Consider the following 22,859-nt stretch of genomic DNA (forward strand, 5'->3'; position numbering starts at 1 on the left):
GGAGGCGAAACTTACTGCGTTCTGACAATTTCGGCCGAATTCGCCACTAAACGCTCGGGGTATACGCTAGGCAAAAAGATGGCTTGGTGGTGCTGCGCTGCGGTGCGAAGGGTCTCTGGAGGGCTTGCGAAAATCAGCTTCGAGCGCCAGGGCCGGGCTTCTTGCTATGCAGCATCGTCATGTTGGCGGGCAGGCACGGGCAGCCCGCCGGTGTCATCGCTCTCATCGCGGTTCATGCGCCAGGCATAGATTGCCGCCATCAGGACGTAGACGATCAGCGCACCCTGCGCACCAACCCAGAACGAGAAGGGCCAGCCGAAGAAATTGAAGCGCAGCTCGCGGGCATACCAGGCGACCACGAAGGTGACGATGAACCAGATCGACAGCAACGCGGCAATCCAGCGCAGGTTGCGATGCCACGCGCGGCGCTCGGACTGATCGGCCTGGTCGCGCCCGCCGCGCGCGTGGTCGGGGTTGGTCATGCAGGCTCCAGGGGGGATGGCCGGCGCAGCGTGATGCGAAAGCACGCGCCGGCCAGGCGCGGCTCCGTCTGGTAGACGTGGTCGAGGATGCTGACATCGCCGCCATGCTGCTGCACGATCTCGCGCACGATGGCCAGGCCCAGGCCGCTGCCCTGGGTCTTGGTGCCGAGCACGCGGTAGAACCGTTCCATCACGCGCTCGCGTTCGGCCACCGGGATGCCGGGGCCGGTGTCTTCCACTTCGAGGTACGCGAAGGGCTCGAACGCATCCGCGCTGACGCGCACGGTAGCGCGGCCATCGGCCGGCGTGTAGCGGATGGCGTTGTCGATCAGGTTGTTGAGCATCTCGGTAAGCATCAGGCGATTGCCTTGCACCATCACCGGGTGGTCGTCGGCATCCACACCGAGGTCGATGCGGCGCGCCCACGCCTGCGGCAGCCAGTCCTTGACCACCTCGCGCGCGAGCGCGGCCAGGTCCAGCGGCGCCATGCTGCCGGCGCCGGCCAGGTTCTCCATGCGCGCCAGCGACAGCAACTGCGTCACCAGGTGGGCCGCGCGCTCTGAGCTGCCGGCGATCTGCGCCAGCGACTTGCGCAGCTCCTCGGGCGATTGCTCGCGCTGCGCCAGTTCCGCCTGCATGCGCAGCCCGGCCAGCGGCGTCTTCATCTGGTGGGCGGCATCGGCGATAAAGCGCTTCTGCGTCTGCACGGAAACGTCGAGCCGCGCCAGCAGGTCGTTGAACGAGGCCACCAGCGGCGTGATTTCCTGCGGCGCGGCGCGCTCGTCGATGGGGCTGGTGTCGCCGGGGTTGCGTGCGCGGATGCGCTGCTGGATCGAAGTCAGCGGGGCTAGCCCGCGCGTGAGGCCGAACCACACCAGCACCACCGCCAGCGGCAGGATCACGAACTGCGGCAGGATCACGCCCTTGATGATTTCATTGGCCAGCCGCGCGCGCTTGTCGAGCGTCTCGCCAACCTGCACCAGCACCGGCTGCGCGTCGCCCGCCTGCTTCAGGTCGACGTAGGTGTAGGCCACGCGCACGTCGTTGCCCGCGATGCGGTCGTCGCGCAGCGAGACCAGCCCGGCGTGGCCGCGATCGTCCTCGCCGGGCAGCGGCATGTCGTTGTCCCCGGCGACGAACTCGCCGTGCGTGCCCACCACCTGGTAGTAGATGTTGTCGGTTTCATCGGCGCGCAGGATTTCGCGCGCGGACAGTGGCAACTGCAGCGTGACGCGCCCGTTGACCTCGCGCACCTGCTGCGACAGCACGATGGCGCTGGCCTCCAGCGAGCGGTCGAAGGGCCCGTTGGCAATGGACTTTGCCACCAGGTAGGTCACGGCAATGCTCATCGGCCACAGCAGCAGCAGCGGTGCCAGCATCCAGTCCAGGATTTCACCGAACAGCGAACGCGGCGACGGATGGCCCGCGCTGTCTTCAAGGTGCGGCAGGGCGTCGGCCAGCGTTTCGTCGCTGACGATCTCATCGGGCGGGGAGGGCGTGCGCGCGGGCCGTGCGGCCCGCGCGCGCCGCCGGGGCAGTCGCAGCAGGCTCATGGGGAGGAGGTGGTCGGGCAGGTCTTGGCGGTGTCGCCGGCATGCCGTCAAAGGGAAACGGCGCTGATGCCGATCCTGATTTTGATTTTAATGGCGCTTTCTAGTCGTGCGCCACGGCTGCCTGGAATTTCTCCAGGCAGTAGCCCAGCCCGCGTACCGTGGCAATGCGGATCCCGCCCACCTCGATCTTCTTGCGCAGCCGGTGCACGTAGACTTCGATGGCATTGTTGCTGACCTCTTCGCCCCATTCGCACAGGTGGTCGACCAACTGCTCCTTCGATACCAGCCGCCCGGTGCGGGTGAGCAGGATCTCCAACAGCCCGACTTCGCGCGCGGAGAGATCCAGCATCTGCTCGTTCAGGTAAGCGATGCGGCCAACCTGGTCGAAGGCCAGCGGGCCGTGGTGCGTGAGCGTGGCGCCGCCGCCGGCGCCGCGTCGCACCAGCGCGCGCACGCGGGCTTCCAGCTCGGACAGGGCGAAGGGCTTGGCCATGTAGTCATCGGCGCCCAGGTCCAGGCCCTTGACGCGCTCATCGACGCCGTCGGCCGCGGTCAGGATCAGTACCGGCAGCATGGCGCCGCGCGTGCGCAGGCGCTTGAGCACTTCCAGCCCGGGCATGCGGGGCAGGCCGAGATCGAGGATCAGGAGGTCGAAGGTCTGGGTCGAGAGCGCCGAGTCGGCTTCAATCCCACTGGCGACATGGTCGACGGCATAGCCGGAGTGACGTAATGAGCGCGTCAGGCCGTCTGCCAGCACATCGTCATCTTCGGCGATCAGAATACGCATGGTTGTCTCCACCCTGGCCCGGCTTAGTCGTCGCTTTACATCAAATGACGCGTGCGGGACTTGCCAAGCATACTGTTTTTTTATACAGTACTCGCTTGATCCGGTCGCGCGGTGAGCGGGCCGGATCGTACTGAATTTAGTAACGAACGTATTACCGGCGTTTGCCCAATGTTTGCCCCTGCTGCCAGGTTCATTGTCATCAGGAGTTCGCAGCGCGGCGCGGGTCGGGCGGTTACCCGCAAAAGCAGGCAGCGCGCCATATGCGGCCTATTTATACACCATTGACGGAAGGACGACCATGGATGACGGCAAGAAGGCGGGTGCTGGCGTAAGCGCCGAAAAGCAGAAGGCGCTGGCGGCCGCGCTGGCCCAGATCGAGAAGCAGTTCGGCAAGGGCTCGATCATGAAACTGGGCGAAGCCGACATCGACCAGGATATCCAGGTCGTGTCCACCGGCTCGCTGGGCCTGGACATCGCGCTGGGCGTCGGCGGGCTGCCGCGCGGCCGCGTGGTGGAAATCTACGGTCCGGAATCCTCGGGCAAGACCACGCTGACGCTGCAGGTCGTGGCCGAGATGCAAAAACTGGGCGGCACCTGCGCCTTTATCGATGCCGAGCACGCGCTCGACGTCAACTATGCCGGCAAGCTCGGCGTGTCTGTCGGCGACCTGCTGATCTCCCAGCCCGATACCGGCGAGCAGGCACTGGAAATCACCGACGCGCTGGTGCGCTCGGGCTCGGTCGACCTGATCGTGATCGACTCGGTGGCGGCCCTGGTACCCAAGGCCGAAATCGAAGGCGAGATGGGCGATTCGCTGCCGGGCCTGCAGGCCCGCCTGATGAGCCAGGCACTGCGCAAGCTGACCGGCACCATCAAGCGCACCAACTGCCTGGTGATCTTCATCAACCAGATCCGCATGAAGATCGGCGTGATGTTCGGCTCGCCCGAAACCACCACCGGCGGCAATGCGCTGAAGTTCTACGCCTCGGTGCGCCTGGACATCCGCCGCATCGGCTCGATCAAGAAGGGCGATGAGGTGATCGGCAACGAAACCAAGGTCAAGGTGGTCAAGAACAAGGTATCGCCGCCGTTCCGCGAAGCCTTCTTCGACATTCTCTACGGCCAGGGCATCTCGCGCCAGGGCGAAATCATCGACCTCGGCGTGGACGCCAAGGTCGTCGAGAAGTCGGGCGCGTGGTACAGCTACAAGGGCGAGAAGATCGGCCAGGGCAAGGACAACGCGCGTGAATACCTGCGCGAAAATCCGGACATCGCCGACGAGATCGAGAACAAGGTGCGCGAGTCGCTGGGCGTGGTCCTGATGAACGGCACGCCGGCCACCGCAGGCGCCGTGGCCACCGCCGAAGACTGAGCTTCGCTGGCCGGGGCATTCCCGGCCGCGATCCCCATCCCGGGGCGGCACGCGCAGCGACGCGCGCCGCCCCGGTTTGCATTTTCAAAGCGCATCCATATAACGCATTGATAAAGCGCATTGATAGTACGCATTGATAATGCGCGGTGTTCAAGCGCGCCTTCCCCATGGCTACCCGTCCTCCTCTCTCCCTGAAAGCCCGCGCTGTCGGCTACCTGTCGCGGCGCGAGCACAGCCGGGCGGAGCTGGCGCGCAAGCTGGCCCCGCATGCCGAGTCTCCCGAGGCACTCGAGCAATTGCTGGATGCGCTGGAGCGCGAGAACTGGCTATCCAACGCGCGCTTTGTCGACAGCCTGGTGCACCGGCGCGCGGCCCGCTATGGCGCCGCCCGCGTGATGCAGGAAGCCCGCACCCATCAGCTCGGCGGAGATCAACTCGCCGACCTGCAGGATCGCCTGCGCGGGTCGGAGCTGGAGCGCGGCCGCGCGGTCTGGCAAAAGCGTTTTGGCACGCCGCCCGCCACGCCCGAAGACAGGGCCAAGCAGATCCGCTTTATGGTCGCCCGCGGCTTTTCCCGCTCGGTGGTGAGCCAGGTGATAAAAGGGGCGGATGAGTGGCTGGATGGCAGTGATTGACGTCCGCCGACGTGGCAGCCTCAAGTTCAAGTGATGCCGCAGTGATGTCGCGGTGATGTTACTGCCATGTCCTGCACCGGTTTCGGGCGCATACCTGCTTTGCGAGTAGGCGTATTCCGAATCTTCGCGCCTTGCTCACGCCTTGCTCATGCCTTGTGCCTTAGGCCGTTTCCGCCGCAATGCCGTGATTTTTCCGCATGCGCGGGGCTTGCCCGTCGCTCGACAATCCCCGACAACAGCGCCGCGCGCAGTTTGTTCCCGGCCAACGTTGTCCGGCATGTTAAAATCCTGCGGTTTTCCGGCCCAGCCGTCCATTTCTCCCGCTCCTGCCTGGTGTTATGCCGCTTTCCCCGCCCGTCAATCGCGCCCTGCGTCACCGTCGTGCCATCACGGCGGAGGCTTATCTTAGGGACGACGGCCTATGGGACATCGAAGCGCGCCTGACTGACACCAAGCCGCGCGAGATTCCGCTGGCCGGCGGCGGTGTGCGCCCGGTGGGTGAGCCGCTGCACGATTTGTGGCTGCGCGTCACCATTGACCTGCGCATGAACGTCGTGGACGCCGATGCCTGTTCCGACTGGGTGCCTTATCCCGGCCAGTGCGACACCATCGGCCCGGCCTACCGCAAGCTGATCGGCCTGAACCTGATGAAGGGTTTCCGCAAGTCGGTGAAAGAGCGCCTGTCGGGCGTGGCCGGATGCACGCATTTGACCGAGCTGGCCGGCGTGTTGCCGACCACCGCGATCCAGGCATTCGCCGGCGATGTGTTCAACATTCGCGACGGCGGTGCCGAAGACACCAGTACCGAACCGCCTTACCAGTTGCACGGCTGCCATGCCCTGCATTTCGAAGGCGAGGTCGTACGCCAGTTTTACCCCCGCTGGTATGGTCACCAGCCAAAACCGAGGATCAAGACCGAAGGGTCATCGACCCCGGCGGCGCAGCCAGCGGAGGCGCTCGCCGCCCCCGCCGGCGGCGCCATGTCGCGCAGGTCAACCGGCACTTCTGGCTAAGCCAGGCCGGCCTGCAGTCCGCCGAGATTCCATCTCCACACTTTTACGCCTACCCGAAAGGAAACACGCATGAATATCCATGAGTACCAAGGCAAGGAAATCCTGCGCAAATACAATGTGCCGGTTCCGCGCGGCATCCCCGCGTTCTCGGTCGAAGAGGCCCTGAAGGCTGCTGAACAACTGGGCGGCCCGGTATGGGTCGTCAAGGCGCAGATCCACGCGGGCGGCCGCGGCAAGGGCGGCGGCGTGAAGGTGGCCAAGAGCATCGACGAGGTCAAGACCTACGCCACCAACATCCTCGGCATGACCCTGGTCACGCACCAGACCGGCCCGGAAGGCAAGAAGGTCAACCGCCTGCTGATCGAAGAAGGCGCTGACATCAAGAAGGAACTGTACGTCAGCCTGGTGGTTGACCGCGTTTCGCAAAAGGTCGCCCTGATGGCCTCCAGCGAAGGCGGCATGGACATCGAAGAAGTCGCTGCCCACAGTCCGGAAAAGATCCACACGCTGATCATCGATCCGTCGGCCGGCCTGCTCGACGCGGACGCTGACGACATCGCTCGCAAGATCGGCGTGCCCGACGCAAGCGTGGCGCAAGCCCGCCAGGCCCTGCAAGGCCTGTACAAGGCATTCTGGGACACCGACGCCTCGCTGGCTGAAATCAACCCGCTGATCCTGACCGGCGACGGCAAGGTGATCGCGCTCGACGCCAAGTTCAACTTCGACTCCAACGCCCTGTTCCGCCACCCGGAAATCGTCGCTTACCGCGACCTGGACGAAGAAGATCCGGCTGAAATCGAAGCGTCGAAGTTCGACCTGGCCTACATCTCGCTGGACGGCAACATCGGCTGCCTGGTGAACGGCGCTGGCCTGGCCATGGCCACCATGGACACCATCAAGCTGTTCGGCGGCGAGCCGGCCAACTTCCTGGACGTGGGCGGCGGTGCCACCACCGAGAAGGTGACCGAAGCCTTCAAGCTGATGCTGAAGAACCCGAACCTGAAGGCCATCCTGGTCAACATCTTCGGCGGCATCATGCGTTGCGACGTGATCGCCGAAGGCGTGATCGCTGCATCCAAGGCCGTGTCGCTGTCCGTGCCGCTGGTCGTGCGCATGAAGGGCACCAACGAAGAGATCGGCAAGAAGATGCTGGCCGACTCGGGCCTGCCCATCATCGCCGCCGATACCATGGAAGAAGCTGCCCAGAAGGTCGTGGCTGCTGCCGCGGGCAAGTAAGCCAGACGCGAACACGAACGCCAGCAGCGCGCCGGGGCCAGGCCTTCGCGCGCTGCTTTGAGCCAAGCAAAGGATTACAGCATGTCGATTCTGATTAATAAAGACACCAAGGTCATCACCCAGGGCATCACCGGCAAGACCGGCCAGTTCCACACCCGTGGCTGCCGCGACTATGCCAACGGCAAGAACTGCTTCGTTGCCGGCGTGAACCCGAAGAAAGCGGGCGAAGACTTCGAAGGCATTCCCATCTACGCAAGCGTCAAGGATGCCAAGGCATCGACCGGCGCCACCGTGTCCGTGATCTACGTGCCGCCCGCAGGCGCCGCTGCCGCCATCTGGGAAGCCGTTGACGCTGACCTGGACCTGGTGGTCTGCATCACCGAAGGCATCCCCGTGCGCGACATGATGGAGCTCAAGGACAAGATGGCCAAGGGCAACAAGAAGACCCTGTTGCTGGGACCGAACTGCCCGGGCCTGATCACGCCTGACGAAATCAAGATCGGCATCATGCCGGGCCACATCCACCGCAAGGGCCGCATCGGCGTGGTGTCGCGCTCGGGCACGCTGACCTATGAAGCAGTCGGTCAGCTGACCGCGCTGGGCATGGGCCAGTCGTCGGCAGTCGGCATTGGTGGCGACCCCATCAACGGCCTGAAGCACATCGACATCATGAAGATGTTCAACGACGATCCCGAAACGGACGCCGTGGTCATGATCGGCGAAATCGGTGGTCCGGACGAAGCCAACGCGGCTTACTGGATCAAGGAAAACATGAAGAAGCCGGTGGTTGGCTTCATCGCTGGCGTGACCGCGCCTCCGGGCAAGCGCATGGGCCACGCCGGCGCGCTGATCTCGGGCGGTGCCGACACGGCGCAAGCCAAGCTGGAAATCATGGAAGCCTGCGGTATCAAGGTCACCAAGAACCCGTCGGAAATGGCTCGCCTGCTCAAGTCGATCCTGTAAATACCGGTCTGCAGCCTCCCGCCTCCGGGCGGGAAAGCTTGCCGGAGCCGGAGCGCTCGCGTGACTGCGACCGCACACCGGCTCTCCATGCCCCCGCCTCCGTGCGGGGGCATGTCATTCTGGAGTACCGTTACCTAGGGTATCTCCCAAGGTGCGCGACATGCCGATTGAAACCGAATCGAAAGCTTGATACGGTAAATCTTCATGTCTGAAGACTCAGACATCCGAAATTCCGCATGCGGCACAGTTGTTGGTGACGCAATGTGGCGTTCGAATCATAATTTAAGAAACTCGAGGAGCTTTACCGTGGAACTGCTGTCCTCCACCGCTTTCTGGATTGCGTTGGGATCCATCATCCTGACCAACATCGTGCTATCCGGCGACAACGCCGTGGTGATCGCGCTGGCCTCCCGCAACCTCCCGCCCGCCCAGCAGAAGAAGGCCATCTTCTGGGGCAGCGCCGCCGCCATCATCATGCGGGTGGTGCTCACGGTTGCCGCGGTCAAGCTGCTGAGCCTGCCGTACCTGAAGATCGTCGGCGCCATCCTGCTGGTCTACATCGGCGTGCAACTGCTCACCGGCGATGACGACGAAGAAGGCCACTCGGCCAAGGACAACATCTGGGCCGCGATCCGCACCATCCTGATCGCCGACCTGGTGATGTCGCTCGACAACGTGGTGGCCGTGGCCGCCGCAGCGCAGAAGGGGCCGGAAGGCAGCCAGCTGATGCTGCTGATCCTGGGCCTGGGCCTGTCGATCCCCCTGATCGTGTTCGGCAGCACCATCCTGCTCAAGGTCATGGACCGCTTCCCCATCATCATCGTGCTGGGCGCCGCGCTGCTGGGCTACCTGGCCGGTGAAATGCTGGTCAGCGACCCGGTGGACGCAGCATGGTTCGAGATGCACGTGCCGCATGCCCACCTGGTGTTCGGCGTGATCGGCGCCGCGCTGGTGGTGGTGGTTGGCAAGCTGCTGAGCAGGCGAGCGCCACAGACGGCCTGATGGGCTGTGACCCGTCCTGGGACGGGTTTGTAGATGAGGTGGTGCCCCGTTCGTTGGGGCACTGCCGGACAGACGGGTGGCCCGGGAGCCGCCCGTTTTGTTTTTGGGCCGTAGCGCAGGCCACTTAGCGGATTCGGCGGTGATTTCAGTGTGGTTTCAGACTGACTTAAGCCAAAACGTAGGCTTACTGACCCGCCGCGTCATACTTAGTGACAAAATTTGCGCGGGATCAACACCCGGAAGGGCCTGAAGTGGCGAAAATTGTCACTCGCCGACGAGACATCAAGACTTGGCGGCGCTGGCACGCTAAGTGCTAAGAACGTACAGCATCACATGAAACAAGATGTTTCGATTTGTATCCAAAATTCCTTCGAGGGGTCAATCATGCAACAACGGGTGCAACAAATGAAAAAACTGGGCCGCCGAGTCCAGAAGGGCTTCACGCTGATCGAACTGATGATCGTGGTTGCGATTATCGGTATCTTGGCGGCGATTGCTATTCCGCAGTATCAGGATTATGTGACTCGTGCTCGCTGGACTGAAAATGTTACGTCAATTGCAGGGATGAAGCAGGCTATTGCAGAGTGCGTTCAGCAAAATGCAATGGCTCCCGCAGCGGTGATCGGCGCACCGTGCGACTCGTTTGCTGCGCTGAGCGCTGCTAATACTGGAGTCGGCTTCACTGCGCTGCCTGCTCCCAAGTATGAGGCAGCAGCTACTCCCGTGGCATACGCTGCGGGGGTGATCACGCTTACTGGCTCGGCTCAAGTTGGCGGCTGCGTAGTAACGTTTACGCCTTCCATCACTGCTTCCGCCGTGACCTGGGCTTCAGCTACGGCCGCTGGTTGTACTAAGGGACAGACCGGGATTTAACCGAACGGCAAATTCAGAAAAAGCGCCTTCGGGCGCTTTTTTTTTCCCCACTCCCCAAGCTATCATCCGCCTTCTGCCCACAAGGCATAACAAGGCACCCCGCATGCTGCCCTCCCGGTCAGCCATCCCTCTCAGCTTCCTCGCCGTAGCGGTCACGCTACCGCTGCTGGTCTCCCGGCACACGCTTCCGCTTGCCACGTTCTATGGCGAATGGACTTCGGCATTGCTGTTTGCGCTCGCCGTCATCGTGCTGGGCGCCTTGGCACAGCGGCAAGGCAGGAGCACGGCCTACCAGGCCGCTCCCGCCCAGTTCCCCTGGATCGTCCTCTTTCCCCTCTGGCTGATCGCCACCGGCATCACGCAGACGCTGACCGGCATGGCTGATGTGTCGGGCAGCCGGTTGCTGACTGAGCTCTCGCTGGCGCTGGGCGCCGCGGTGATGTGGGCTGCGTGGCGCCAGGGCCGTGCCGCGTCGTCCGTGGAGCGGCAGGCGATGGTGGATGTGTTGGCCATCGCCTGGCTGGTGGCCGGGCTGCTGGGCACGCTGGCGCAATGGGTGCAGGTGTTTGGCCTGGAGCCGGACACGCTGGGGATGGTGTCCACTTACTTTTACGACGATAACCGCCGTCTGTGGGGCAACCTGAACCAGCCGAACCACCAGGCTACGGTGCAAGGTATCGCGCTGGCGGCGGCTGTCTGGCTGGCGGCGCGCGGGTGGTTGCGGGTGCCGGCCTGGCTGGCGGCGGCGGTGCTGTTGGTGAGCGGGATCGTGCTGTCCGGCTCGCGCACGGGTGTGTTGCATGTGGGGCTGGCCGCGGTTTATGCGCTGGTGGCTGCCTGGATGGCGCGGGGCGGGGCGGCGTTTGGCGGTCCGGGCGACCCGGGCGGGTTCGCCGGCGCCACGCAGCGCGCCGGCCACGCCGGGCGCAACCCCATGCGGCGTCCCGCCGGGCTGGCGTTTGCCGCGGTGGCCATGGTGGTTTTGCTGCTGGTCTTGCAGCCGGCGATCAAGAGCGCTGGACAGGCGATGGACTGGCGCCTCTTCGATACCGTGGCGCAGATGCGGGGGGGCGACCAGCTCTCGTGGCGCGCCGCGATGTGGACGCACGCGTGGGCGATGTTCCGCGCCCACCCATGGCTTGGGGTGGGATGGGGTGAGTATGGCTGGGCGCAGTTCCAGCAGCTCGCGCAGGTGGGCGTGAAAGTCGAGATGTCGCTGCATGCGCACAATGCCGTGCTGGATATGCTGGCCAAGATGGGCGTGATCGGCGCGGCGGGCGTGTTCCTGAGCCTGCTGGCGTGGCTATGGCGCGTGGCGCGCCAGCGCTTGTGGCGCGGGGATGCGCGCGAGCGCGCGCAGGCGGGGCTGGTGCTGACCTGGCTGGCGATGCTGTGCGCGCATTCGATGCTGGAGTACCCGCTGCACTACTTGTATTTCGTGCTGCCGTTCTGCTTCATGCTGGGCTGGCTGGAACCATCGGGGTTCGGCCGCTTGCGCATGCCGCGCGGGTTTACCGTGCTGGCGGGCCTGGCATTCGCCGGCGTGGCGGCGGCCATCCTGACGACAATGTGGCAGGACTACCGCCGTGCGGAGGCGCGCGAGTACGCCCGTGCCGAGCGCCGGGCCGCATTGCCGATGCCGAACTTCTGGTTTCGGCAGGCTGCCGCGTCGGACGCGATCGAAGAGGCCAAGATCACGCCGGAGAACGCGGCGCAGTTGCTTGGCGCCCATATCGCCGCGGTGCACCTGTTGCCGACCCCGACGCTGATCTCGCGCACCGCCTGGCTGATGGCGCTGACCGGCGACCCGGTGCAGGCCCGGGCGTGGCTGGAGCGCCTGCGCTTTTACTTTGCGGGGGATGAGGCTAACCAGTTCGCGGAACTTGCCCGCGCCTGCGCCGAAGTCGACGCGGCGGCGCGGCCGCGGGATTTCTGCGACTGGGTGCAGCTGCGCGCTAAACGCAAACCGGGGTGAGCCTTCCTAAGCTGCGCCGCGCCAGCTTATTGCGGGGCGTAGCCCGGGGGCGGCGGAGGCGGATAGTAATACGTTGGCGCAGCAGCCGGACGCGGGGCCGAGGCCATGCGCCCGTAGACCGGCACCCGGTTGCCGCTTGCGTACATGCATTGCACATACGCAGCGTCGTACTGGCGCTGGCTGCCATAGCCGGCATATTGGGCGTTGCCTGCCCCTACCGCCGCGCCGGTGAGCAGGCCGACACCCGCGCCCACCGCCGCGCCCGTGCCGCCATTGAAGGCCGCGCCGGCCGCCGCGCCCAGCGCGGTGCCCACCACGGCGCTGCCTACCGCGCTATTGGCGGCCGCCTGGTTGGCGGTGACGCCACCCACCTGTCCAAAGGCGAACTGGCGGCAGTTGTTGTCGTCGGCCCGGAACTGGTCGAAGTTCTTGCCGGTGCCCGGCAGCACCATCACGCTTGGCCCGCTGGGCATCACCGCGCACCCGGCCAGCACCATCGCCGCGAGCGGAAGGCTCAGCAGGATTGGCGGGCTGGGGCGGTTGAAGTGGTTAAGGACTTTCATCTCGGCACCTCGGTACCTCGGTCATCGATTATGGTCCGCGCGCGTCGGCGCAGCGCGCCTTGAGCGCTTCGGGCATTCAGCTTGCCTGCCTGTCAGGCATCAGGTGGGCATCAGGCAAGCAGCAGGCGCTAGGAGGGTGGCTGTGCCGGCACCTTATGCCAGCCGCCGGGACAAGCCTTGATGTACGGGTAGTAGCCATCCGGCCGGGCGCAGCGATACCAAAACGCCTGCTGCTGGGGCGCGGGTGCCGCGACACCGCCGCTGTCCATGTCCATCGCGCCGTCCTCGCCCTGCTCGATGTACTGCGGCGGCGATGCAGGTACCCCGACGACCGCGGGGCCATAGGCGTAGCCGGGCGGGTAATAGTACGGGTATGGGTAGCCCCAGCCATAGCCGTAGCCGAACCCGGGGCCGATATAGACGCCTACTCCGCCGTGCCAGCCGCCATGCCAGCCACCGCCGCCGTGCCATCCGCCACCACCGTGCCAGCCTCCACCGCCACCTCTTCCCGCCAGCGCGGTACCGCTCGCGCCCAGCGCCGCCAACACCAGCAAAAGCTGGCCAACCCTACGCCCGTTCATGTTGCCCACCTTGGATCGACGCGGAACGTGGTTCCGCCGGCAGCGCAGCTTGCGCCCCCTAAACTGCATTGAATACCAATTTGCCGCAAGCCGCGACGCGCCGCCCTCTGGCGAAATGCGGCGTTACGCTTGTTACAGCGGAAGCGGCGCTGGCGCGGGACTGTGTCAGGATTGACAAGAAAGGTGGTTCGTATCGGCGATGCGGATCAGGCACATGCGGCGGGTGGCGCTGGCCTCGTCCATGGCGTAATCCACCGCCACCTTGGTGAGCGAGATCGGGTGGCATAGCAGCGGGATCAGGTCAGCGGTGCGCTTGGTGGCCATGATGGCGGCCACGCGGGCAATGCCCAGCACGTCGACTTCGGAAGCGATGCCGCGAACTGCATTGCTCATCGCTGTGGATTCTTCTACTTTCCGCTTGGCCCGCAACATTCGTTAGGGCAGGCCGGAAGCAGGGAGATTTCGACACGCCTCCCGTTGCTCACATCGCCCGGCCTGTACACGCCAAAGTGTTCTTGCACAGGCACCTGATTGAAGCTCGTCTCTTTCAAGGTACGCGCGACCGCGTGGAGACGTTCCGCCGCCAGAGATTTGGGGCTACTCTCGCCTTCCTCGGCATAGCCCCCGACCGTGATGGCCTTTTGCCTCGGGTACTTGATGCGCTGATCGACCATCCAGTTCGCCAGGCGGAGCATCTCGGATGCGGTCACGACACTTGAGTTGGACGCGAAGTAAACGTCGATGTTCTTGCCCGGCATGCACGCATGCGCGCACTGCATCGACAAGAATGCAGACAGCGCAAGAACGATGTTAGCCGCGCTCATAGATCACATACCCCGCAATGCTGTCAGCGTTCTGAAGTGTCAGTTCGGGCCGAGTTTTTGCGAACTTCAAACACTCGCTCATGAAATACTCAATATCTCGCGCACCAAAGGTATCGGCAAAGTGCGAGACTTCGTGAATCAGCGTTGAAACCTGAGAATCCGCAGTATAGGAATAATCCCGCAACTCACAGAATTCCAGATGGATCGCGATAGTGTGGGTTCGCGTGTCCGGCGCGCAAACTTCGGCTACGACTCCGAATTTCTTCTTGGAATTTGAGGTGCAGCCGACATGCGCCATCGCGCTTTCGGAGTATCGGACGAAATTGTCGGGCGTTAGCATAGCTAGAACACCGCGTAGGCGACCAAGTCCCGCCGTCAAGCTTGTTCGGGTAGACGGATCATCAGACCCGAACCATTCCGAGACCCGGAATCTGTCGGCTGACGACCATCTCTTTAGTTCCGTTAGTCGCTTATCGACTAGGGATACGGCTTTGTTGCGCCGCTCTATCATGAGCCGAGCAAATTCCTCGTTTGTCATGTTCGGGCAAATCCGGGTCGGATCGTCAGCAAGCTTACTGCCTTGTACGTTTTCCACAAGCTTGTTCCGTGCCTCAGATGGCAGCGTGCTGGTGGTATCGGCGGGCATGCGAATACCGTTGCCGCGGGTTACCTCGATGGTGAAGTCGTTCTGTGAGGCGATGACGATTGGTTTCACCGGGCATTTGCAATTGACGCGGGCACCTTCCACAAGAATTTGCTGCCCCATAAGGTCGAACGACGGAAAGCAATCATTGATCACCATGCCGCTACTTTTGCACGCCGGGCAGGTTGCGAAGTCGCCTTCGATCGCCACGTTGACGCCGTGATGGGACATCGTGCCGGTGCCCACTAACACGCCGTTTGTGCTAGTCCGGTCACCGTTGCGCAGTGCGTTTCGCATATCGTTCATCGTTCAATCTTCCTATTCATCGTCTGGCTCGGTGTGCGGGACATGCCCACACGCACGCGAGGATAAAGATGGTCTGTCCAATCCATCTCCCTCTGTTGTTGCACGGTAATCTGTGCGGTTAGCCAGATATACAGAAAAGACTAGTTTTATGAAATCAGACGAATCCGAAAAAATGTGAATCTCTGTCAACAACCATCAGTCGGCCGCTGGCTTGTTGTTCCCAGACAAGCTGCGGGGTGGCCAGAAAAATCAATGGGTTACAGGTTTCCACTGCGAGCGTGATAGCTGGGGATAGCCAAGGATTATGCCGACCTACTGGCTGGGCCGCTTCGAGCAATGCCTGTTCCTCAAGGGTACTGAGAACTCGGGTTCTCGCCGAGGCGGGGAAGGCCTTGGTAGCGGGGAGACCTACTCAATGTATTGCCCAGTGACTTCCGCCAAGGTGGTCCTCTCGGCCTCCTGTTGGCTAACGTGCACACCTCGGTCCATCTCGGACGCTACGGCACGTGCTCAGCGCTCAGCCTCGGCTTTGCTGTCAAAGGTTCGGACTCCCGCTGGGAATCCCTTCTGCGAAACACGGGCTTGCCACGTGTTCCCCCTACGTTTTATTGATGCCATCGCTTGCCTCGCTTGGACAAACGTTGGACAAACCGAAGAATTTACGACTGTTAGCGCACCCAGAAAGGCTGGAATGAACCTATCGGGAGCCCGCGTGGAAAGCAGTAGGGGGAGTAAGGGTGGGCTGAAGATGACCTAACGAAATCAAATACTTAGGTCTTTTCCGCCACCCAATCCCCCGACTTCCCGCCATGCTTCTCCAGCAGCTTCACGTCCCCCATCACCATGCCGCGGTCCACCGCCTTGCACATGTCGTAGATGGTCAGCAGCGCCACCTGCACGCCGGTCAGCGCTTCCATTTCCACGCCGGTCTGGCCGTGGGTCTCGGTGCGCACGGTGCAGCGGATGGTGGCGCTGGCCTCGTCCATGGCGTAGTCCACCGCCACCTTGGTGAGCGAGATCGGGTGGCAGAGCGGGATCAGGTCGGAGGTGCGCTTGGTGGCCATGATGGCGGCCACGCGTGCAATGCCTAGCACGTCGCCCTTCTTGGCCGCGCCGTCGCGCACCAGCGCAAAGGTGGCGGGCAGCATGGTGATGGTGCCGGTGGCGACGGCCACGCGGTGGCTGTGCGCCTTGGCGCCGACGTCGACCATATGGGCTTGTCCGGCGGAATCGAAATGGGTGAGCTGGCTCATGGCGTGGACCTGGCGGATGCGGGGCAATGAATGCGTGACGGATGCGTTTGCCGCGCATGCCGGGGCAGGGCGTGGCAAGACCGGGCGACGCCCGATGGGAATGGCTTCCGGAGGCCGCTATCATAGCAACATGCGCAAGAATCAAACGCTCGCCGGAGCGCTCTCCTCGCCTGCCCGCCAGGCGCGCCTCATGCCTTCCAGGACGCCCGTGGGCGTTGTCCGCCGCTCGCTGGCGGCGCTGGTGGCGCTGACCATCGCGCTGCCCGCCTGGCCCCAGCAGCGCCCGTTGCTCAACGACCCCACGCGTACCGCAGCGGCCGCCGCCGCAGCGGGGAGCGATAGCCGCGACGGCAGCGACCAAGTCTATGACAACCTGAACCGTAGCGTGAAGGCGGGGCAGAAGTCCGATTTTGGCCTGCGCAGCAACAACACCGTGGTGGAGACCTCCGGCGTGCAGCTGCCCGACCTGGGCGATCCGTCCACCGCGTCGCTCACGCCCGACATGGAGCGGCGCCTGGGCGACCGCATCATGCGCGACATCCGGCGCGACCCGGACTACGTGTCCGATCCGCTGCTGGCCGATTACCTGAACGCGCTTGGCTATCGCCTGGTGCAGGCGGCGCGCCGGCAGAACATCTCCGGCTCCACCGGCGCCGGCACCTTTGCCACGGGGTTCGAGCTGTTCGCGGTGCGCGACCGCACCATCAACGCCTTTGCGCTGCCCGGCGGGTATATCGGCGTGCACACCGGCCTGCTGGTGCAGTCCGACACCGAGTCCGAGCTGGCCTCGGTGCTGGGCCACGAAATCGGCCACGTGATGCAGCGGCATATCGCGCGCGGCATCACCACGCAGGACCAGTCGATGTGGATCGCGCTGGCCTCGATGGTGCTGGCCGGGCTGGCCGCCACCAAGAGCGGGGACGCGGCCGCGGCGCTGGCCATGGGCGGGCAGGCGGCGGCGGTGTCCAACCAGCTGTCCTTCTCGCGCGGCGCCGAGCGCGAGGCCGACCGGGTTGGCTTCCAGATCATGACCGCTGCCGGGTTTGACCCGCAGGGCATGCCCGACTTCTTCAAGCGGCTGCAGCGCGTGATGGGGATTTCGGAAAGCTCGGTGCCGTCGTACGTGCGCACCCACCCGCTCACCTCGGAGCGCATCGCCGACATGCAGGACCGCGTGAGCCATGTGGCGGTGCGCCACGTGGCGAGCACGCCGGAGTATGAGTTCGCGCGGATGCGCGCCCGCATCCTGCAGGAAACCTCGCCTGGCGATCTGCAGAACGCGCGCGCGGCGCTGCAGACGCAACTGGCGTCGGCCTCGCCGGCGCGCCTGCCTGCGCTCCACTACGGCATCGCGTTTGCCGAGCAGCGGCTGGGCCGCAATGCCGCGGCCGAGCAGTCGCTGGCCGAAGCCCGCCGCTTGTACGGCACGATCCCGGGCGCTACCTCGGGCAGCCCCATGCTGGATGTGATGGCGATCGAGCTGGCGCGTGCCCAGGGCCGGCAGCAGGACGCGCTGAACCAGGTGGTGGCGTCGATGAGAGCGTTCCCGTTGTCGCACGCGGTGGCGTTGAGCTATGCCGCGACCTTGCTTGGCGCAGGCCGCACGGACCAGGCGGTGACCTTCCTGCGCGAGCGCACGCGCGAGGAAATCGCCCGCTCCGAGTGGTGGGACATGCTGGCGCGGGCCTATGCCGCGCAGGGCCGGCGCGTGCAGCAGCACCAGGCGCTGGCGGAGAAATACGCCGTGGATGGTGCCTACCAGGCCGCCATCGAGCAGTTGCAGATCGCACGCAAGGCGGGCGACGGCGATTTCTACACGCTGTCGGAAGTCGATGCGCGGCTGCACCAGCTGGAGCGCCAGTACCGCGAGGAAAAGCAGGACAACAAGGGCATGCCTAACTGACGCCCAGGCTCAGGCCGCCTGCTCAGGCCGTCTGCTCAGGCCGCCTGTTCTCCCGCAGGCGGTTGCGGCTGGCGCACAAAGGCGTAGCGCGCCGGCACTTCGTCCTCGGCGATCGGCTCGATCTGCACGTCGGCGCCGTTGAAATGAAACACGCCGAGATTGCCGCCGCAGGCCTCGCCGTGCCAGGTGCAGGCGCTGCTAAAGCCATCCAGGTCGTGGTCGTGCAGCAGCGCGGCTTGCGGGCCGCCAGCGCTTTCACCCTCCACCGTGCCCACCAGCACTACATTGCCGTGCTCGTCCGCATGGCAGCCGTGCAGCGTGAAGGCGCGCTGCGAGGTGGTGCGCAGCTTGCCCTGGTGCAGCCGCACGATCCACGGCGCATAGGCCAGCGACACGAACACGCGCTGCGGGCCGTTCTGGAAATACCAGCCACCGCGCTCGTCGCGCTGGTAGTTGCGCTCGATAAAGGCGATCAGCGCCTCGTGGCGGATCGGGTCGCCGGACAGGCCGTGTTGCTGGGCGTACTCGTTGCGCAGGCGCCATTGCCCGCGCCGGTCCAGCGCCAGCCAGCCGTAGCAGTTGGGGACGTTGGGCCAGCGGGCCATGGCTTGCTTGACTGTCTCATCCATTTTCGGTGCCTCCTTGCGGGACCCCCCGTGTCCGGGCATCCTGCTCGCATTCGTTCTGGTGACGCTGAGCCGCGGGTGCGGCCCGAAACAATTCCACGGCGCTAATCCTCGGCGCCAATCCACAGCGCTAAGCCACGGCGTCGAAAAACCGCAGGATGCGCGCTGGCAGCCACTCGATATGCCCCGCAAAGGGCAGCACCGGCAGCGCGCGCAGCCCATCTTCGCGCGGTGTCATGAAACCGACGTGACCACCGTGCTCGGGCTGCTCCAGCCAGACCTGCGGGCTGACATCAGCGGGACCCGGCAGGTGGCGCGCCGGCAGGAAGGGATCGTTGCGCGCGTTGAGCACCAGCGTGGGCACTTTGATTTCGCCGAGCACCGGCTTGCTGGACGCGCGCGCCCAGTAGTCATCGGTATCGCGAAAGCCATGCAGCGGCGCCGTCACGATATTGTCGAAGGCGTACAGGTCACGGCTGGCGAGCATGGCCTCGCGGTCGAACAGCCGGGGATATTGGCTCAGCTTGGCCAGCGACTTGCGTTTCAGGGTTTGCAGGAACATGCGCGTGTACAGCATGTTGAAGCCTTGCGACAGCGCCGCGCCGCCACCGGCCAGGTCCAGTGGCGCCGAGACCGATGCTGCCGCGCTGATATGCCCCGCGGCGCTGCCTTGTTCGCCCAGCAAGCGCAGCAGGGCATTGCCGCCGAGCGAAATGCCCACCACCAGCAGCTTGCGCCCGTGGCCGCAATACTGCCGGTGCAGCCGCTCCAGGATCCAGTGGAGTTCCTCGGCATCGCCCGAGTGATAGAAGCGCGGCGCCAGGTTCAGCTCGCCCGAGCAGCCACGAAAGTGCGGGATCACGCCCTGCCAGCCGCGCGCCGCCAGCGCATGCATCATGGCCTGCGCGTAGTGGCTGCCGGAGTCGCCCTCCAGGCCATGGAACATCACCAGCAGCGGGGTATCGGGCGTGACCGGGTGCGTGGTCCAGTCCAGGTCGACGAAGTCATCGTCCGGGGCGGTCCAGCGCTCGCGCTTGAAGGCCACGCGCGGCGGGCGCTGCGTGAAGCGCGCCGGAATGATAGTTTGCGCGTGGCCGCCGGCGAGCCACCAGGGCATGCGGCGGCCGCCGCCGAACGGGTCGGTGGCGCGGAGGTCGTCCGGCGCGGGCCGGTGGTGCGAAGGCGGAAGCTGGCTCATGCCTGCAAGGCGATAGGCGGTCAAGCGGCGCGGCGTGACGGGCTGGCCGGCCCGTCACGCGCGCGTCCAATCCTAGTGGAGGGCCTGGCCTGGCGCCGTGCTCACGGTCGCGACCTGGGCGGCGTTGGCCGGGCTGCAATGGATGTGCGCCAGGCGCCAGCCCTCGTGGTTCTGCATCAGCACATAGGTGGTGTGCACATAGAGGTCGGCTTCGACGCGGTCGTCGCCAAAGCGCAGGGCTTCGGTCACGTCGAAGATGGCGACGCCCATCGAGGTATGGCTGCTGGTCTCGATCACGTCGATCAGCACTGGCTGTACGTCCAGCAACTGCGCAAAGGCCTGGCGCAGGTGCTCATGGCCGATCAGGCGCTGGCCGTCTGGCATCACGCAGGTAACCGAGTCCTCATCCAGCCACAGGCGCAGCGCGCCGTCGGCATCGCGTAGCTTCATGGCCTCGCGAAAGGCTTCTACGATGTCTTCGGCGGAATCGAACAGGCGGGCAAAACGAGGCATGGTGGACTGGGCTCAGGGATTCGTTGGCCGGATAAACACGAACGGCGGGTCAGCGCTTCAGGCCCGGTGCAGGAGCTTGCGCAGCTCCACAAACACCATTTCGGGCTCGATGTCCTTCAGGCAGCGCAGGTGGCCAAGCGGGCACTCGCGCTTGAAGCACGGACTGCATTCGAGCTGCAGCCACATGATACTCGCAGCCTGCGACAGCGGGGGTGTATGGCGCGGGTCACTGGAGCCGAACACCGCCACCTGTGGCCGGTTCAGCGCCGCGGTGACGTGCATCAGGCCGGAGTCGTTGCACACGGCGGCTTCCGACATCGCTAGCAGGTCGACGGCATCGTCCAGCGAGGTCTGGCCGCACAGGTTGCGCACGAAGGGCGCGGCCTTGACGATCTCGTCGGCGATCTCGGCGTCCTTGGGCGAGCCCAGCGTGACCATTTGCGCATACGGGAACGAGCGCTTGAGCATCTGCGCCAGCTCGGCGAAATGTGCGGCCGGCCAACGCTTGGCCGGGCCGAACTCCGCGCCCGGGCAGAACGCGATCAGGCGCGTCTGCGGCGCAATGCCGAATCGCTCGGCGGTCTTGGCCATGCGCACCGGATCGGTCCGCAGGCGCGGCTCGGGCAGGTTTTCCGGCAGGCGGGCGCCGGGCTTGAGCGCCAGCCGCGCGTAGTGCTCCACCATGGGCGGGCGCTGGTCGCGGGGCGGATTGCCGTGGCGGATATTGAGCAGGCCGAAGCGGGCTTCGCCGCGATAGCCGACGCGCAGCGGGATAGCGGCCAGCCAGGGGATCAGCGCGGACTTGAGCGAATTCGGCAGCACATAGGCTGCATCGTAGCCTTCGTTCTTGAGCTGCTGGGCGAACATCAGGCGGGCCGAGAGCTGCAGCTTGCCGTGCGCCAGCTCGCTGGGGAAGACCTGGTGGATCTCGGGCATGCGGGCCAGCACCGGCGCCACCCATTTAGGGGCGAGGGCGTCGATCTGCAGGCGCGGATGGCGCGCTTTCATGAGGGTGAAGAGCGGCTGCGCCATCAGGGCGTCGCCGATCCAGTTGGGGGCGATGACGAGGGCTTTTTTCATGAATGGGGCGCTGCCGGAAGGGTGGGCGTGGCGCAAGCTGCGCGCGCCACGCACGCCGACGCTCCAGCGCGCCGCAGGGCGGGCCGGAGCATCGGGGTGGTGCGGTCAAGCGTGGGCCGTGTCAGTGGTGACCCTTGATCACGGTGCCCGGCTTGAGCTTGTAGACGGTACCGCAGTACGGGCACTTCACTTCGCCGGTATCGGTCACGTCGAGGAAGACGCGCGGATGGTAGTTCCAGGTCGGCGTGTTGCCGGTGGGGCAGTGCAGCGGAAGGTCTTCCGCGCCGATTTCGATCAGGGAGGCGGTTTGCGTCATGGTGTTGCGGGGATGGCTTTCGTTTTTAATCTTTAGTCTGTTGGATGGACTGAAGTATGACTGGTTAAACGGTTAAACGGTTCGTGATTGCCTGGCGGCTTTTCGGGTCCCGGGGTGGCGTCAGACCACGGTCAGCCAGTGCCTGTATTGTTCATTGGTGCCGCCGACCGCCGAGAAGAAGGCGTCCTGCACGCGCTTGGTCACCGGGCCGCGGCGGCCTTCGCCGATCACGCGGTCGTCGAGCTCGCGGATCGGCGTGACCTCGGCCGCGGTGCCGGTAAAGAAGGCTTCGTCCGAGCAGTACACCTCGTCGCGCGTGATGCGTTTCTCGCGCACCTCGATGCCCAGGTCGCGGGCGATGGTGAGGATGGCGTCGCGGGTGATGCCGTCCAGGCACGAGGCCAGGTCAGGCGTATAGATCACACCGTCGCGCACCACGAACACGTTTTCGCCCGAGCCTTCGCTGACGTAGCCTTCGGTATCCAGCAGCAGGGCTTCGTCGTAGCCCATGCTGGTGGCTTCCTGGTTGGCGAGGATCGAGTTGATGTAATAGCCGCTGGCCTTGGCCCGCACCAGCGATACATTGACATGGTGGCGGGTGAAGGAAGACGTCTTGACGCGGATGCCGCGCTCCAGGCCTTCCTCGCCCAGGTAGGCGCCCCACGGCCACGCGGCAATCGCCACGTGGATGGTGTTGCCCCTGGCCGAGACGCCTATTTTTTCCGAGCCGATCCAGACCAGCGGGCGGATGTAGCAGGACTCGAGCTGGTTGGCCTTGACCACCTCGCGTTGCGCGGCCTCCAGCGTGGCCGCGTCGAACGGCATTTGCATCTGGAAGATCTTGGCCGAGTTGAACAGGCGGCGGGTGTGCTCCTTGAGACGGAAGATCGCGGTGCCGGCCGGCGTCTTGTAGGCGCGTACGCCTTCAAACACGCCCATGCCGTAATGCAGGGTATGGGTCAGCACATGAACCTTGGCATCGCGCCATTCGATCATCTTGCCGTCCATCCAGATTTTTCCGTCGCGATCCGCCATCGACATGGTTCACTCCCTGCGCGCCGCCAGCCATGCAAAAGAGACATTGTAAACCCCGGGACCCCCTGTGCCAACGCGGGCGCGGGCCCGCCGGGGTCTAAAATCGTCACATTGTGTATGCCGCCAC

General features: G+C 64.8%; 23 protein-coding genes and 1 pseudogene. 9 read left to right on the plus strand and 15 right to left on the minus strand.

What is annotated here, in order from left to right; all coding sequences use genetic code 11:
- Positions 1-164 precede the first annotated feature (164 nt).
- The 3 genes from AC1RQC_RS03830 to AC1RQC_RS03840 all read right to left on the minus strand — a co-directional run bounded on the left by AC1RQC_RS03830 (position 165) and on the right by AC1RQC_RS03840 (position 2,822).
- Positions 165-482, minus strand: coding sequence for a DUF4212 domain-containing protein (locus AC1RQC_RS03830; protein ID WP_492814607.1), 318 nt, complete (start codon positions 480-482; stop codon positions 165-167).
- Entirely contained in the window at positions 479-2,035 is a 1,557-nt protein-coding gene (locus tag AC1RQC_RS03835) for a sensor histidine kinase (RefSeq protein ID WP_492882483.1), read from the minus strand. Before AC1RQC_RS03835 ends, AC1RQC_RS03830 begins: the two co-directional genes overlap by 4 nt.
- A gap of 100 nt (positions 2,036-2,135) precedes the next feature.
- Positions 2,136-2,822 carry a response regulator gene (locus tag AC1RQC_RS03840; RefSeq protein ID WP_492814209.1) on the minus strand — a complete coding sequence of 229 codons (687 nt, stop codon included), beginning with the start codon at positions 2,820-2,822 and terminating at the stop codon, positions 2,136-2,138.
- A 298-nt stretch (positions 2,823-3,120) separates the two neighbouring features.
- Between AC1RQC_RS03840 and recA the strand changes: the two genes are divergently transcribed.
- The 8 genes from recA to AC1RQC_RS03880 all read left to right on the plus strand — a co-directional run bounded on the left by recA (position 3,121) and on the right by AC1RQC_RS03880 (position 11,891).
- On the plus strand, positions 3,121-4,194 hold the full coding sequence (recA, locus tag AC1RQC_RS03845; protein ID WP_150991883.1) for a recombinase RecA: 1,074 nt from the start codon (positions 3,121-3,123) through the stop codon (positions 4,192-4,194).
- A gap of 167 nt (positions 4,195-4,361) precedes the next feature.
- Positions 4,362-4,829, plus strand: a complete 468-nt coding sequence (recX, locus tag AC1RQC_RS03850) for a recombination regulator RecX (protein ID WP_492814211.1) — start codon at positions 4,362-4,364, stop codon at positions 4,827-4,829.
- A gap of 338 nt (positions 4,830-5,167) precedes the next feature.
- Positions 5,168-5,842, plus strand: coding sequence for a DUF2889 domain-containing protein (locus AC1RQC_RS03855; RefSeq protein ID WP_492814213.1), 675 nt, complete (start codon positions 5,168-5,170; stop codon positions 5,840-5,842).
- Between the two features lie 69 nt (positions 5,843-5,911).
- On the plus strand, positions 5,912-7,078 hold the full coding sequence (sucC, locus tag AC1RQC_RS03860) for an ADP-forming succinate--CoA ligase subunit beta (RefSeq protein ID WP_043343899.1): 1,167 nt from the start codon (positions 5,912-5,914) through the stop codon (positions 7,076-7,078).
- An 81-nt stretch (positions 7,079-7,159) separates the two neighbouring features.
- Positions 7,160-8,041: a succinate--CoA ligase subunit alpha gene (sucD, locus tag AC1RQC_RS03865; protein WP_043343904.1), complete on the plus strand. Its 882-nt coding sequence runs from the start codon at positions 7,160-7,162 to the stop codon at positions 8,039-8,041.
- Positions 8,042-8,347: 306 nt separating this feature from the next.
- On the plus strand, positions 8,348-9,043 hold the full coding sequence (locus AC1RQC_RS03870) for a TerC family protein (protein WP_006158059.1): 696 nt from the start codon (positions 8,348-8,350) through the stop codon (positions 9,041-9,043).
- 405 nt (positions 9,044-9,448) lie between these two features.
- Positions 9,449-9,916 carry a pilin gene (locus AC1RQC_RS03875; protein WP_492373805.1) on the plus strand — a complete coding sequence of 156 codons (468 nt, stop codon included), beginning with the start codon at positions 9,449-9,451 and terminating at the stop codon, positions 9,914-9,916.
- 103 nt (positions 9,917-10,019) lie between these two features.
- The gene (locus AC1RQC_RS03880; protein WP_492814216.1) at positions 10,020-11,891 is read left to right on the plus strand and encodes a PglL family O-oligosaccharyltransferase; all 1,872 of its coding nucleotides are present in this window, start codon (positions 10,020-10,022) and stop codon (positions 11,889-11,891) included.
- A 26-nt stretch (positions 11,892-11,917) separates the two neighbouring features.
- On the opposite strand, the gene AC1RQC_RS03885 is transcribed toward AC1RQC_RS03880, so the two are convergent.
- The 6 genes and pseudogenes from AC1RQC_RS03885 to moaC all read right to left on the minus strand — a co-directional run bounded on the left by AC1RQC_RS03885 (position 11,918) and on the right by moaC (position 16,061).
- Positions 11,918-12,388 carry a hypothetical protein gene (locus tag AC1RQC_RS03885; RefSeq protein WP_492814257.1) on the minus strand — a complete coding sequence of 157 codons (471 nt, stop codon included), beginning with the start codon at positions 12,386-12,388 and terminating at the stop codon, positions 11,918-11,920.
- A gap of 194 nt (positions 12,389-12,582) precedes the next feature.
- Positions 12,583-13,035, minus strand: coding sequence for a hypothetical protein (locus AC1RQC_RS03890; RefSeq protein ID WP_492814218.1), 453 nt, complete (start codon positions 13,033-13,035; stop codon positions 12,583-12,585).
- A 222-nt stretch (positions 13,036-13,257) separates the two neighbouring features.
- A pseudogene (locus AC1RQC_RS03895) lies at positions 13,258-13,410 on the minus strand (cyclic pyranopterin monophosphate synthase MoaC); the annotation flags it as partial.
- A 32-nt stretch (positions 13,411-13,442) separates the two neighbouring features.
- Positions 13,443-13,859 (minus strand): hypothetical protein, encoded by a 417-nt coding sequence (locus AC1RQC_RS03900; protein WP_492882484.1) that lies wholly within the window; start codon positions 13,857-13,859, stop codon positions 13,443-13,445.
- Positions 13,846-14,808 carry a M35 family metalloendopeptidase gene (locus AC1RQC_RS03905; protein WP_492882485.1) on the minus strand — a complete coding sequence of 321 codons (963 nt, stop codon included), beginning with the start codon at positions 14,806-14,808 and terminating at the stop codon, positions 13,846-13,848. The genes AC1RQC_RS03900 and AC1RQC_RS03905 overlap by 14 nt, the downstream gene beginning before the upstream one ends.
- Positions 14,809-15,578: 770 nt before the next feature.
- Positions 15,579-16,061: a cyclic pyranopterin monophosphate synthase MoaC gene (gene moaC / locus AC1RQC_RS03910; protein WP_492882486.1), complete on the minus strand. Its 483-nt coding sequence runs from the start codon at positions 16,059-16,061 to the stop codon at positions 15,579-15,581.
- Between the two features lie 190 nt (positions 16,062-16,251).
- On the opposite strand from moaC, the gene AC1RQC_RS03915 reads away from it, so the two are divergent.
- Positions 16,252-17,964 carry a M48 family metallopeptidase gene (locus AC1RQC_RS03915; protein ID WP_492882495.1) on the plus strand — a complete coding sequence of 571 codons (1,713 nt, stop codon included), beginning with the start codon at positions 16,252-16,254 and terminating at the stop codon, positions 17,962-17,964.
- Between the two features lie 35 nt (positions 17,965-17,999).
- Here the strand turns inward: AC1RQC_RS03915 and AC1RQC_RS03920 are convergent, their stop codons facing one another.
- The 6 genes from AC1RQC_RS03920 to AC1RQC_RS03945 form a co-directional block, all read right to left on the minus strand.
- Positions 18,000-18,593, minus strand: coding sequence for a DUF2946 family protein (locus AC1RQC_RS03920; protein WP_492814224.1), 594 nt, complete (start codon positions 18,591-18,593; stop codon positions 18,000-18,002).
- 127 nt (positions 18,594-18,720) lie between these two features.
- A complete protein-coding gene (locus AC1RQC_RS03925) occupies positions 18,721-19,788 on the minus strand; it encodes a YheT family hydrolase (protein WP_492373801.1) in 1,068 nt (355 codons plus the stop codon).
- Between the two features lie 72 nt (positions 19,789-19,860).
- Positions 19,861-20,301 carry a YybH family protein gene (locus AC1RQC_RS03930; protein ID WP_150991864.1) on the minus strand — a complete coding sequence of 147 codons (441 nt, stop codon included), beginning with the start codon at positions 20,299-20,301 and terminating at the stop codon, positions 19,861-19,863.
- 57 nt (positions 20,302-20,358) lie between these two features.
- Positions 20,359-21,381, minus strand: coding sequence for a lipopolysaccharide heptosyltransferase II (gene waaF / locus AC1RQC_RS03935; protein WP_183034520.1), 1,023 nt, complete (start codon positions 21,379-21,381; stop codon positions 20,359-20,361).
- Positions 21,382-21,502: 121 nt separating this feature from the next.
- Entirely contained in the window at positions 21,503-21,697 is a 195-nt protein-coding gene (locus tag AC1RQC_RS03940) for a zinc-finger domain-containing protein (RefSeq protein ID WP_006158072.1), read from the minus strand.
- A gap of 120 nt (positions 21,698-21,817) precedes the next feature.
- Positions 21,818-22,738, minus strand: a complete 921-nt coding sequence (locus tag AC1RQC_RS03945; RefSeq protein WP_492882487.1) for a branched-chain amino acid transaminase — start codon at positions 22,736-22,738, stop codon at positions 21,818-21,820.
- Between the last annotated feature and the right edge of the window lie 121 nt (positions 22,739-22,859).

The sequence above is a fragment of the Cupriavidus sp. GW822-FHT03E04 genome, assembly GCF_058801495.1.

Coding starts and splice junctions, on each gene's coding strand:
- waaF (WP_183034520.1), bottom strand. CDS start 21,381: ATGAAAAAAGCCCTCGTCATCGCCCCCAACTGGATCGGCGACGCCCTG.
- AC1RQC_RS03915 (WP_492882495.1), top strand. CDS start 16,252: ATGCCTTCCAGGACGCCCGTGGGCGTTGTCCGCCGCTCGCTGGCGGCG.
- recA (WP_150991883.1), top strand. CDS start 3,121: ATGGATGACGGCAAGAAGGCGGGTGCTGGCGTAAGCGCCGAAAAGCAG.
- AC1RQC_RS03875 (WP_492373805.1), top strand. CDS start 9,449: ATGAAAAAACTGGGCCGCCGAGTCCAGAAGGGCTTCACGCTGATCGAA.
- AC1RQC_RS03925 (WP_492373801.1), bottom strand. CDS start 19,788: ATGAGCCAGCTTCCGCCTTCGCACCACCGGCCCGCGCCGGACGACCTC.
- AC1RQC_RS03840 (WP_492814209.1), bottom strand. CDS start 2,822: ATGCGTATTCTGATCGCCGAAGATGACGATGTGCTGGCAGACGGCCTG.
- AC1RQC_RS03940 (WP_006158072.1), bottom strand. CDS start 21,697: ATGACGCAAACCGCCTCCCTGATCGAAATCGGCGCGGAAGACCTTCCG.
- AC1RQC_RS03905 (WP_492882485.1), bottom strand. CDS start 14,808: ATGAACGATATGCGAAACGCACTGCGCAACGGTGACCGGACTAGCACA.
- AC1RQC_RS03900 (WP_492882484.1), bottom strand. CDS start 13,859: ATGAGCGCGGCTAACATCGTTCTTGCGCTGTCTGCATTCTTGTCGATG.
- moaC (WP_492882486.1), bottom strand. CDS start 16,061: ATGAGCCAGCTCACCCATTTCGATTCCGCCGGACAAGCCCATATGGTC.
- AC1RQC_RS03830 (WP_492814607.1), bottom strand. CDS start 482: ATGACCAACCCCGACCACGCGCGCGGCGGGCGCGACCAGGCCGATCAG.
- AC1RQC_RS03885 (WP_492814257.1), bottom strand. CDS start 12,388: ATGGTGCTGGCCGGGTGCGCGGTGATGCCCAGCGGGCCAAGCGTGATG.
- AC1RQC_RS03880 (WP_492814216.1), top strand. CDS start 10,020: ATGCTGCCCTCCCGGTCAGCCATCCCTCTCAGCTTCCTCGCCGTAGCG.
- AC1RQC_RS03945 (WP_492882487.1), bottom strand. CDS start 22,738: ATGTCGATGGCGGATCGCGACGGAAAAATCTGGATGGACGGCAAGATG.
- AC1RQC_RS03855 (WP_492814213.1), top strand. CDS start 5,168: ATGCCGCTTTCCCCGCCCGTCAATCGCGCCCTGCGTCACCGTCGTGCC.
- sucC (WP_043343899.1), top strand. CDS start 5,912: ATGAATATCCATGAGTACCAAGGCAAGGAAATCCTGCGCAAATACAAT.
- recX (WP_492814211.1), top strand. CDS start 4,362: ATGGCTACCCGTCCTCCTCTCTCCCTGAAAGCCCGCGCTGTCGGCTAC.
- AC1RQC_RS03890 (WP_492814218.1), bottom strand. CDS start 13,035: ATGAACGGGCGTAGGGTTGGCCAGCTTTTGCTGGTGTTGGCGGCGCTG.
- AC1RQC_RS03930 (WP_150991864.1), bottom strand. CDS start 20,301: ATGCCTCGTTTTGCCCGCCTGTTCGATTCCGCCGAAGACATCGTAGAA.
- AC1RQC_RS03835 (WP_492882483.1), bottom strand. CDS start 2,035: ATGAGCCTGCTGCGACTGCCCCGGCGGCGCGCGCGGGCCGCACGGCCC.
- sucD (WP_043343904.1), top strand. CDS start 7,160: ATGTCGATTCTGATTAATAAAGACACCAAGGTCATCACCCAGGGCATC.
- AC1RQC_RS03920 (WP_492814224.1), bottom strand. CDS start 18,593: ATGGATGAGACAGTCAAGCAAGCCATGGCCCGCTGGCCCAACGTCCCC.